Genomic DNA, 10,905 nt, shown 5'->3' on the forward strand with positions numbered 1-10,905 from the left:
GGGCCGGGCGGTTCGGGCGCGGGGGGCGGCCCGTCCGGCGCGGCCTCGGCGAGCGGCCCTGGCGCTGCGTCCGGCGGCGGTGGTTCGCCGGCCGGTGGGCGCGAGGGCGGCGGTGAGCGGGGCGAAGCCGCTGGCGCTGCGGAAGCCGAGGGTTCGGGCGGCACCACCGGTGAGGCCGGCGGCGAGAGCGGCGCCGGCGAGGGCGGCGGATCGACGGGATCCGACGCCGCGACGGGCGGGTCGACCGGTTCGGCCGCCAGCGACGCGGTGGCGGCGGCGACCGGAGGCTCGGGCACCGGGGGCTCTGCGGGAGGCGGATCGTCCGGCTCGGGCACGGCCGGCGGCAACGCCACGCGCGGTGTCGGCGGCTCCGACGGTTCGGCTACCACGGGGTCGGCCACCACGGCGGCGGGCACCACGGCCGGTGGTGCCAATACCGGCTCTCCCGGCCTTTCGCCGTCGATATCCCTCGACATCAATCCGGTCTGCTTCCGGCCCGGCACACGCCTCTGGACACCCCGCGGTCCGGTCGCGATCGAAACCCTCGCGCCCGGCGACCTTGTCCTGACCAGCGAGGGCGAGGCGCATGCGGTGCGCTGGATTGGACGCCAGACCGTCTCGACGCGGTTCGCCGATCCCTTACGCGTCCAGCCGATCCGCATTCGCGCGGGCGCGGTCGCCGACGCCGTTCCGGAGCGCGACCTTCTCGTGTCGCCCGACCACGCCATCGGCCTCGGCGGCATTCTCGTCCACGCTTCGGCACTTGTGGACGGGATCGCTGTCACACGTGAAACCGTGGCGGACGAGACAATCCTCTATCTTCACGTCGAGCTGGATCGACACGCGCTGCTTCTTGCCGAAGGGCTGGCTGCCGAAAGCTTCGTCGACAACCTTCAGCATCTCGCGTTCGACAACTCGGACGAGCGCGAGGCGCTCTCGGTAAGCGATGCGCCGGTCGCCGAGATGGACCTGCCGCGCGCCAAGTCGCGCCGCCAGGTGCCCCCGTCGATCCGCCGCGCCCTCGACGCGCGGGCGCAGATCTTGTTCCCCGCCGTCGGGACCCGCGCCGCCTGAGCCTCAGGCGGCGCGTCCCGTGTTTCGCCGGATCCCGCCGCCGAACGCGGTGCGGCTCCAGTGCCGCTCGCTGGTCTTGTAGGCGGCCAGGCAATGGATCGCCACGAAGCCGAGGAATTCGGACCGGTCGAGAACGAGGCAGTCATCCGCCTCGCCCGACGCAGCGCAGCGCGCACGAGCGAGCGTTCGGGTGAGGAGGCCGGGACCGGTGGCGAGCCACAGGATGTCGCCGTCGCCCCGGTTCACGGCCGCCGTCCCCTCCGCCAGCGCCCGGGCGAGAAGGGGATGGTCGGGGCGCGCCGCCAGCCAGTTGTTGCCGAGCGAGCCGAGATCCTCCTGGTAGGCGACGAACCCGGCGCCGCGCCGCAGGAGCGGCTCGATCGGCCGCAGGCACCGATCGTCGGCATCGGCCCAGACGCCGCCCTCGCGTGACAGGAGGGCAAGCCGGAAGAGGTCCGCCTTCATGGCAGGCTCGCGCGCCCGCGCGAAGGCCGCACTCACCTCGCGTGCTGCGTGTGCGGCAAGGTATTCCCGCGCCTCCCCCTCGCTCCAGACGCGATGCCGGAAACCCGGATTGCGCTCGCGCCAGCTCGCCATGTAGGCCGCCACGTCGGCGGGAACCTCGTCGTCGGTCCAGAACTGGTGGATGACGTGCGGCACGCCGCCGCCGCCGGTGCCCAGGGTCCGGGCAAGCGAACCCGCTCGCCGGGCCTCGATGAAATGGAGGATCGCCGCGCCCGTGTAATCGGGAAAGGCGTCGACGCAGGCGGCGATCGCGCCGGCGCGCTCCGCGGAAGGATGCGCGAGCGCCGCGCGCAGCGCCTGCAGCGCCTCGGCGTCCAGCCGGAACTCGTCGAGAAGCTGCCCGTAGTGGCTCTGCGACGGATTGGCGGACTTGCCACGCAGGGCGTTGGCGCCGGCCTCGATCTTCGCCGCCTCGGCCAGCACTCGCCTCGTGCGGGGAATGTCGAGTGCAAGGAGCGCGGCATGAGCGAGGCGGTTGCGATACCAGCCGTCCGCCGGCTGGAGGCGAACCGCCGCCTCGCCCTCAACGATCGCCGTGTCGAAGTCCCAGCGCGCCGAGGCGAGCTGCGCCCGCGCGAAGCGAAGGCGTGCCTCGTCCGCGCGCGTCGCGACGGGAAGGCTAGAGAGAAGAGCTTCGGCGCGGGACAGCCGGGCGCTTTCGATCGCCGACAGTGCCGCGGCGATCGCGACGGCGGGCAGGCGCTCGACCGCCAGCGCGGCGTCGAAGCGACGCTCGGCCTCCTCGATCCGGCCGAGCTGGCGCAAAAGCTCCGCCGCGGCCGTCGTGATCTCCGGCCGCTCGCCGAAGCGGGCTGCGAGATCGTCGAGCCCTGCGAGCGCGCGATCGGGCTCGCCCGCCATCGCCAGAAGCCGCGCCTGCATCAGCCGGGGCCAGAGGCGGCCGGGATCGGCGGCGGCGGCTTGGGCGAAGAGGTCGGAGGCGACGGCAAGCTCGTCGCGCGACAGCGCGTGGCGCGCGCGCGCTTCGAGAAGGGCGGGATGGCCGGGCGCGTGGCTTTCGGCCTCCTCGAGAAGGGCGAGAGCCTCGCCGGGCCGCCCGAGCCGCAGCGCGTCCTCGGCGGCTTCGTTGAAGAGGTCCGGCCGGTCCGGCCAGCGCCGGGCGGTCTCGGCGAGGAGGGCCAAGGCTTTCGGCCCGTCGCCCTCGAGCCGCAGGAGACGGGCGAGCCCCAGCATCGCCTCGGCGGCGCGGGGGGAGGTGGGCGGCACGGACAGGAGAAGCGTGCGGGCGTCGCCGAACGCGCCGCGCTCGGCGAGGCGCTGCGCCAGCGCGATGAAAAAATGCGCCTCCGCCGGATCGGCTTCAGTGGCGGCGCGAAGGGCCGCTTCGGCCGCCGGTCCGTCGCCCCGGGCCTCGGCCAGGAGCGCCAGTCCCATATGGGCCCAGCCGAAACCGGGACGCACCGCGAGGGCGCGCCGGTAGGCATCGCTCGCGGCCTCCGCATCGCAGGTCTCGCGCTGGAGGTCGCCGAGGCAGAGAAGGGCTCGGGCGTGGCCGCCGTCCCGCCGCAGCGCCTCGTCCAGCCGGGCGCGGGCCGCATCGACGCCTCGCAGGCGCCGGTCGAGGAGGGCGAGTTCGACCAGCGCATCGGTTGCGACGTCCGGGCGGGCGGCCAGCGCTTCGTAGACGGTTCCCGCCTCGCCGGATCGCCCGGCGGCCCGCAGGTCGGCCGCGAGCTCGAAGCCGGCCTGGGCGGGTCCGGTGCCCTCCGCCCAGAGGGCGCGCGCGAGATCGAAGGCCTCGGCGGGCCGCCCCCGTGCGCGCAGGACATGAGCGAGAATCCGGAACGCCGTGGGATGGGCCGGCTCGAGCCCGAGGGCGGCGCGGGCCTCGGCTTCGGCTTCGTCGAAGAGCGCCAGCGCCTGCGCGTCGGCGGCCCGCTCGGCCCGCAACGACGCTTCGCCCGGCTGCAGGCGGCATGCGGCGCGCATGTGGGCCAGCGCCCGCTCGCCGTCGCCAAGCGCTCTTGCGGCGCGCGCCAGGAGCCGCAGGGGCCGCGTTCCGGCGCCGTGTCGCACGAGGTGCCGGGCGGCCCACGTTTCGGCTTCCAGCGGTTCGCCGGCGTCCAGAAGCGCGTCGGCAAGGTCGAGCGTCCCCGTGTCCGGGTCGAGCGCGGCCAGCGCGCGGGCGTGGTCCACCTGGCGCGGGCGGTCGCCACGCCGGGCGGCGAGCCGCATCAGCGTGCGGGGCGCGCCGGCAAAGCGGGGATGGCGCGCCGCGAGCACGCCGAGCGCGTCCTCGGCTTCGCCGATGCGCCCGAGCCCCGCGAGCGCTTCGGCATGGTCGAGAAGAAACCACGGATCGGTGGGCAGGAGGTCGGCGGCGACGCGCGCGGCGGCGAGTGCGCCCTCGGCATCGCCCCGCGCCCGGGCGGCGCCGGCCAGCGCGCGAAGGGCATGGGGCAGGGGCGTTCCACCGGCGAGCGCGCGCAAGGCCTCGTCGGCCTCCTGCGCGCGGCCGAGTGCACCGAGCGCCTGCGCCCCGTCATAGGCGCTCCACAGATCGCCGCGATCGCGCGCGGCGGCGGCACGGAAGTGACGCAGGGCCGCCTCGTGATCGCCGCGCGCGCGCGCGATCAGGCCGAGCATGCGCCACGCCGGGGCGAAGTCCGGCCGCTCGCGCGACAGGGCCTCGGCGCTCGTCTCGGCCTCCGCCTCGCGCCCGAGGGCCAGAAGCTCGGCGGCGGCGTCGACCCGGCTCCACGGGTCGCCCGCCGCGCTGAACAGGGCGAGCGCCAGCGCCCGGTCTCCCGCCGCGCGGGCGGCGAGCGCCGCCTCGCGACGGTTCGGGGTCTGGGGGACGGACATCGGCGGTCGGGCTCGTTCGGCAGTGTGTCGGGCGGCAAGGTGTCGGGCGGGCGCAGCGGCGCCGCTTCCGGAGCCGCCAGATTGCACCGCGATCCTAAACGGCGCCTTACCCCGACGCCTATCCCGCCATGACCGTGTCCTTGAACTGAAGCTGGTCCGGATCGGAATAACCGGCGTCATAGCCGTCGTTGTAGGACACGAAGGTGCCGAAGTCGGTATGCGTCACGTGGCCGCCGGCAAGATACGGGTCGTGATGCGCGGCGGAGCCGTCGTCTGCCGATCCGGCGTCGTACCCGTCGGGAAGCGCGCCGTAGCCGAGCAGGGCGAAATGATCGGAGCCGTCGCCCGCGACCACGCTGTCGGGCGTGCCGTAGCCGTAGCCGGCATCGTGGGCGCCCGAGCCGTAGCCGTCGTAGGCGGGGTAGGCGGTGGCCGCATGCGCCTCCTCGCCCGATGCCGGGACGAAGCTTCCGGTGCCGTCGTGAAGGCGAATCGTGTCGCTGCCCGAGCCGCCGGGAAGGTCGGCGAAGCTCGATGCGCCGTCGGTATGAAGGACCTGGGCCGAGGCGGACCCGTCCATCGTGGTTCCCTCGCCGCTGGCATGGACCGTGTCCGTGTGCAGCGTCGCCGAGTGGCCGGAGGCGTAGATCGTGGCATTGCCGCCGTAGATCGTCTCCATGCCGCCGGAGGAGCGGATCGTGTCGCTGCCCGCGGGCGTCGGGGGAAGGGCGGCGAGGCTGTGCGCGGTGCCGCCGTCGCTGCCCCAGAGCGTGTCGGTGCCGAGGCCCCCGAACGCCTCCGATCCATAGGCGGCATGGGCGCCCGGCACGCTGTCGGCGCCGGCCGGCGCGGCAAAGGCCGGAGCGGGGTCCGTGGCATGCGTGGGGGCGGGCGCGAAGGTTTCGGCCTGCGGCTCGGCGGTGGCGGCATGGGCACCCGAATCGGCCGGCGATCCGGCGAGGATCGAGCCGGCGTGATCGAAGGACGCCTCGCTTGCGGAAGCCTCGACAGGGCTGGGCGTGGCCGAGGCGCCCTCGGGCGTGCTTCCCACCGATTCGACGGCGCTGCGCGAGGTGTCGACCGAATCCGCAGCGGTGCCGCCCAATCCGAGATCGGACAGCACGCTGTTGATATGGTCCGACGTGTCCGGGGACATGTGTCCGCCGCTCGCGCTCGCCGAATAGGTGTAGATTTCAGCCATTCATGGCCCTTGGGAGCCGGTCGCCGTCGCAGGCGGGCCGGCGCAAAATAGCGTCAGGCGGCGGCGTCGACCTCGCGCGCCGGCCGGCGGAAGACCCGCAGGCGGCTCGGCTGGCGGACGGGGGTGGACATGGGCGCGCGGGCGGCCCCTTCGGCGGCGGCGACGAAGTCGAGGCGCACGCCGACCAGGGGGTCGAGCGGGGTCGGGCCGACGAGTTCGATCTCGCGCCCCTGCCGGGTCGCGACGGACGATCCGAGAAAGACGCCGTCGCCGCGAAGCGCCAGGCCGGGCGCAGCGTCGGGCAGAAGGCGGACGCGCAGGCCGATCAGCGGCAGCGCCCGACCGCGCGTTCCGGCATAGGCGCCGGCCGGGGTCCAGGGCGACCAGCCCGCGCCCCGCCCGCCGCTCGCCACCTGGTATTCCAGCGGCAGGTCGGCGGCGACGCCGCGCATCTCGATGCCCTCGATGCGGCCCGGCGTGTCGGGCCCGCAGATCCAGTGGCCGCGCGGGGCGGCGATGTCGCCGCGCAGCGAGACGTGGGCGCGCACGAGGAACTCGACGCCACCCTCGGCGAGGTCCGGCCGCAGGCGCAGCGCCGGGGCGGGAGCGCTGCCGGCCTCCGCGCCCATGCGCTTCAGGTCGAGGCCCGCCGGCAACGCGCCGCCGACGCCGGTGCCGCGCATCACGACGTCGATCGCGCCCGGCTCCTCCGCCACCACGACGAGGACTTGGCCGGGCGCCGCGAGGAGCCCGGGCCGCTCGCCCGGCGCGCCGAGAAGCGAGATGCCGGGCGACACGGCCACGACCTCGACCTCGGGCGCCGCGCCGTGGGCCAGGGGCTCGCCGCGATAGGACAGAGCCGACAGGCCCCGTTCCACTCTCAAGGTCGCCCGTCGTTCAGGTCCGCTCACGGGGTGGCTCCATCTTGCTCGTCCACCGCCAGAAGACACCGTCGCAGGTTGATATTCGATTGCGCCGCTGTTCTTCGTTTTATTGAGGAAAACGGAGTGTGAACACTATTGTTCGGATCGTTCGGACCAACACAAGGTGAACGGAAGTTATCCATGCGGGCCATCGCGGGTGCCGTCGGGCACGCTGTCGATGTTTTCGCGCGCCGGGCCTTGCCGTAACTCGCGGTTACCAAGCCGTAAGGAATATCTTCCATAATCTAGACAAAATCGCACGAAGGACTAACCGCCATGATCCGGGGAAGCATCGAGTTCGCCAGCGCCGATCTGATCCAAGGCTGGATCCACACCTCGGACGGTCGGGTGCGCGACTACACGCTCCTCGCCTTCCAGGGCGACCAGTGCGTGGGCGCGGGCCGGGTCGACACCTTCCGGGGCGATCTGGCCGACGCCGGCATCGGCGACGGGCATCTCGGCTTCTCCTTCCCGATCTCGGTGGCGGCCGACGCGGTCGGCTCCGTGGTCCTCCGGCTCGAGGGGGGCGACGCCGTCCTCCTGCAGAACAGCGCCCGCGTGGCGGGGGGCACGAAGGCGCGTGCCGGCCTCTCGCGCGAGGATGTGCGCGAGCGCCTCGCCGCCCTGAAATGGGCGCTGAAGCACGGACGCGTGTCGCAGGCCGACTTCGACTTCCTGCGCATCCTCTGGTCGTTCGGCGCCTACGAGCGCGGCCTCCTGCGCCGGGTCGCCGGCGACGAGGCCGTGGTGGCCGACAAGCCCGCCGCGGTCGCCGCCGCTCTCCTGGAATCCTATGCCGGCACCGACGTGCGCACGGCGACGCAGACGGTGCGCACGCCGGCCGAGTTCGCGTCGGCCCTCGCGCAGACGCTCGCCATGCCCTCCGCCCCGCCGGTCGTCGCCGTCCATGCGAGCGGCCGCGCCACGGTGCGCGTGGCGGAAGGCACCCATGTCGCCGACACGGAGGGCGCGCCGTCCGCGTCCTTCACCGACTACCCGCTGACCGGCGAACAGCTCCTCATCCTCGACGCGCGTGCGCGCTGCGAGATCCAGATGGGCGAGGGCGCCACGGTGGAGATCGTGCGCGCCGAGCCGGCCGCCTGATCGAAAGCCCCTAGCCCCCCTCGCACCGCCCTCCGCCATGCTGCAAGTCCTTCCCCTTTCCGCCTATGCGGCCACGGACCTCGTGGAGCTCGAGACCGGGCGCTGGTGCGGACGCATCGAGCGTGTGGACGCGGGCGAGGGCATCTCGGGATGGGTCCTGTGCGTGGACGCGCCGGGCGCCGCGACGGACCTCGAGCTGACCGTCGGCGACGACGCCTTCCATTTCGGCGCGAGCGGCCTCGCCCATCCGCCGAGCGACCTGCGGCTCGGCCATGCGACGCGCGCGGCGTTCCGCTTCGGCGCGGAGGTCTTCGCGCGGCTGGCGCGCCTGTCGCCGCGCCGCGCCGCCATGCCCGTCGGCGTGCGGGTGGCAGGCACCGATGTCCGCCTGATGCCGCCCGGCGGCCGCGACCCGACCGTGGGCGAGCTCGTCGCCGCCTGGCGCGGCAGGGTGCTCGCGAACCTCTCCCCGCGCGGCAGCGAGGACACGCGCGGCGACCGCATGCTGCGGCGCCTGAGCGGCCTGCGCGCGGAAGCGCTCGGCCTTCGCGAGCGCCCCTTGCGGCCCATTTCCGACAACGAGATCGGCCAGATCGACGCGGTGCATGCCGGCGCCGAGGGCCAGGTCTGGTTCGTCGGATGGATGAAGCGCGGGGCCGAGAGCGATTTCGCCGCCGTGATCGCCGATCGCGAGAAGCTGCCGGCGGGCGGCGCCGTGTTCCGCTACGAGCGGCCCGACCTCAACTCCACCTGCGTCGGCGTCGTCGGCCTTCTCGACACCGGCTGGCAGCCGCCCCCCGTGCTTCGCGACGGCTTCGTGTATCTCGGCCACGGTGCGCAGTTCCACCTGCGCTACGGCCCCTATACGCGCGTGCTCCGCGCCGAGGCCTTCACCGCCGCCTTCACGCAGGCGCAACCCTTGAGCGTCGGCGGCCATGCCGAGGGGCTGGCCGCCGTTCTCCATTCGGGCGGCAACTGGATGGCGGGCAACGCCGCGGCCGCCGGGATCGGGGCCGAGGGCGGGCTCGACAGGCTTCTGATGGTGCCGGGCTTCGGGTGCTTCGCCGAAGGTTGGGCGGTCAGCCCCGCCAAACGGATCGAGACCTTCCAGATGCGCATCGGCGACTGCGTGCTGACCGCCGACGAGGCGTCCACCGGGTTTCGCCCGCGCGCCGACCTCGCCGCGGTCTTCGGCGGCGGCGGCACCACGGCGCGCGCCGGCTTCTCCACCGTGCTTCAGGGGGCGCTCCCCGCGGACGCCGCCGGCGCGCCGCTCCTGCGCGTCGTCCACGACGACGGCACCGGCGCGGTGCTGCGCGTCGAGCCCAAGCTCCTGCGCCGCCTCGACCCGGTGGCCGACGGCGAGGAACTCCTCGCCCTGTTTCCCGCGATCCGCCACGAGCCCTTTTGGGACGCCTTCATCAAAGCCCAGCAGCGCAATCTCGCCCAGGCGCGACGCGAGCCGGCGGTGCTCGCGGCCGCCCCGGCGGAGCGCCTCGTCGTGGTGCGGCTGCCCGGCGAGATCGGCAACCTCAACCTCGTCTTCGACCGCCTCGCCCGGCACCTGCCGGAGCTCGGCGAGGCCACGGGCCTGTGCATCGTCGCCGACGGCGGGCGGGGGCGGTCGGAGGCACTGATGCGCTTCGAGGAACTGCGCGGCGGGACGGCGGCGCCGCTGTCGCTCCTCGCCGTCCCGCACGGCCACGACATCCTGTCCGAGCTGCCCTTCGTGCTGGCGACCCTGAACCCCGAGCGCTTCGTCCATGTCGGGCGCGGCATCGTCCCGAACGCGGCCGGCTGGCGCGCCGCCGATGCCAGTCTTTCGCGGCGCGGCCACGGTCTGGACCGCTTCGAGATCCTCGACGACGCCGGGCGGCCCGACCGCGTCGACGGCGCGCTGGGCGCCGCCTGCTTCGGCTGGAGCACGGCGGCCTTCCTTGCGCATGCCGCCGAGACGCCGGCGCTGACGCGCGGCCTCTTCGGCGACAGTGGCCTGCCCATCTCTCCGGGCCGCGACCGGCACCATCGCGCCTGCGCCCTGCGCATCGAGCGCGCCGCCGTCTCGCGCCTTGCCGACATGATCGACGCCGACCTCCTGAAGCGTCGGGGAGCCGAGGCCGCATGATCCCCGCCAACGCCAATACCCTTGCGGGGCCCGCGCGCCCCAGCCTGCCGAGGGTCGCCGTCATCTCCCACAGCCACCCTTCGCTCTCGAAGGGCGGCGCCGAGATCTCGGCCTATGCGCTGTTCCGGGGCCTGCGCCAGATCGGGGTGGACGCCATCTATATCGGCGCCTGCGCGGCCTCGACGCGCCATCGCCTGGCCTTTGCCGACGAGAACGAGTTCGCCGTCTTCCACGACGCCGAGCGCTACGACCACTTCTACCACCTCGCGCCCCGCGCGGTCTCCGACCAGCTTGTCGAGATCCTCCAGCGCGAGGGCGTCGGCATCGCCAACTTCCACCACTTCTACCATCTCGGTCTCGGGGCGCTGCGCGCGGTCAAGGCGACGCCGGGCATGCGCACCTATCTCACCATCCACGAGTTCCTGGCGATCTGTCAGAACCACGGGCAGATGATCACGCGCCAGGCCCGCATCCTGTGCGAGGGCGCCTCGAACGAGGCGTGCGGCACCTGCTTTCCCGAACACCTGCGCTCGCAGTTCGCCATGCGCCGCGACACGATGCTGGACAGCTTCGGCGACTTCGACGGCTTCGTCTCGCCGAGCCGCTTCCTTGCCGACCGCTTCACCGACTGGGGCCTCGACGCCGCCCGCATGCGCGTCATCGAGAACGGACTGCTCGCGCCGGGCGAACCCATGCGGGCCCCCAAGCGCGACCGGAGCTGGACCTTCGGCTTCTTCGGCCAGATCAACCCGTTCAAGGGCGTCGACGTCCTCCTCGACGTCGCCGACCTCATCGGTGCCGACAAGACGCTCGCCCATTCCATGCGCCTGCGCATCCACGGCAACCTCATCGGCCAGAGCCCCGAGTTCACCGAGCGGTTCGAGACGAGCCTCAAGGCCCACCCGTTCCTGTCCTATGCCGGCGCCTACGACAACCGCTCGGTGCACCGCCTGATGAGCGAGTGCGACTATGTCGTGATCCCCTCCAAGTGGTGGGAGAACTCGCCGGTGGTGATCCAGGAGGCCTTCGGCGCCGGCGCCCCGGTGATCTGCACCGGCATCGGCGGCATGGCCGAGAAGGTGCCGGACGGCGTGGCGGGCCTCCACTTCCGCCTCGGCGACGCGGCC

The 10,905-nt window shown here is 73.6% G+C and carries 7 protein-coding genes; 4 read left to right on the forward strand and 3 right to left on the reverse strand.

Translation table 11 applies throughout. The features are described from left to right. The coding region (locus tag AUL34_RS07920) for a Hint domain-containing protein (RefSeq protein ID WP_192845718.1) at positions 1-1,074 on the forward strand (1,074 nt) is incomplete at its 5' end. A gap of 3 nt (positions 1,075-1,077) precedes the next feature. Here the strand turns inward: AUL34_RS07920 and AUL34_RS07925 are convergent. The 3 genes from AUL34_RS07925 to AUL34_RS07935 form a co-directional block, all read right to left on the reverse strand. Then, positions 1,078-4,425, reverse strand: coding sequence for a tetratricopeptide repeat protein (locus AUL34_RS07925; RefSeq protein WP_061932978.1), 3,348 nt, complete (start codon positions 4,423-4,425; stop codon positions 1,078-1,080). Between the two features lie 118 nt (positions 4,426-4,543). Then, the gene (locus AUL34_RS07930; protein ID WP_061932980.1) at positions 4,544-5,626 is read right to left on the reverse strand and encodes a hypothetical protein; all 1,083 of its coding nucleotides are present in this window, start codon (positions 5,624-5,626) and stop codon (positions 4,544-4,546) included. A 53-nt stretch (positions 5,627-5,679) separates the two neighbouring features. After that, the gene (locus AUL34_RS07935; RefSeq protein WP_156420834.1) at positions 5,680-6,537 is read right to left on the reverse strand and encodes a hypothetical protein; all 858 of its coding nucleotides are present in this window, start codon (positions 6,535-6,537) and stop codon (positions 5,680-5,682) included. A gap of 288 nt (positions 6,538-6,825) precedes the next feature. On the opposite strand from AUL34_RS07935, the gene AUL34_RS07940 reads away from it, so the two are divergent. The 3 genes from AUL34_RS07940 to AUL34_RS07950 form a co-directional block, all read left to right on the forward strand. Then, entirely contained in the window at positions 6,826-7,653 is an 828-nt protein-coding gene (locus AUL34_RS07940) for a hypothetical protein (RefSeq protein ID WP_061932984.1), read from the forward strand. Between the two features lie 37 nt (positions 7,654-7,690). Next, positions 7,691-9,778 carry a hypothetical protein gene (locus AUL34_RS07945; protein WP_061932987.1) on the forward strand — a complete coding sequence of 696 codons (2,088 nt, stop codon included), beginning with the start codon at positions 7,691-7,693 and terminating at the stop codon, positions 9,776-9,778. Continuing rightward, positions 9,775-10,905 (forward strand): glycosyltransferase (locus tag AUL34_RS07950; protein ID WP_061932988.1); only part of this gene is annotated, 1,131 nt, incomplete at its 3' end. The genes AUL34_RS07945 and AUL34_RS07950, both read left to right, overlap by 4 nt.

Source organism: Aureimonas sp. AU22, assembly GCF_001463745.1.
Taxonomy (GTDB): domain Bacteria; phylum Pseudomonadota; class Alphaproteobacteria; order Rhizobiales; family Rhizobiaceae; genus Aureimonas.

Bases quoted from the DNA above. Each gene is read 5' to 3' on its own strand.
- AUL34_RS07940 (WP_061932984.1), top strand. From the start codon at position 6,826: ATGATCCGGGGAAGCATCGAGTTCGCCAGCGCCGATCTGATCCAAGGC.
- AUL34_RS07930 (WP_061932980.1), bottom strand. From the start codon at position 5,626: ATGGCTGAAATCTACACCTATTCGGCGAGCGCGAGCGGCGGACACATG.
- AUL34_RS07925 (WP_061932978.1), bottom strand. From the start codon at position 4,425: ATGTCCGTCCCCCAGACCCCGAACCGTCGCGAGGCGGCGCTCGCCGCC.
- AUL34_RS07945 (WP_061932987.1), top strand. From the start codon at position 7,691: ATGCTGCAAGTCCTTCCCCTTTCCGCCTATGCGGCCACGGACCTCGTG.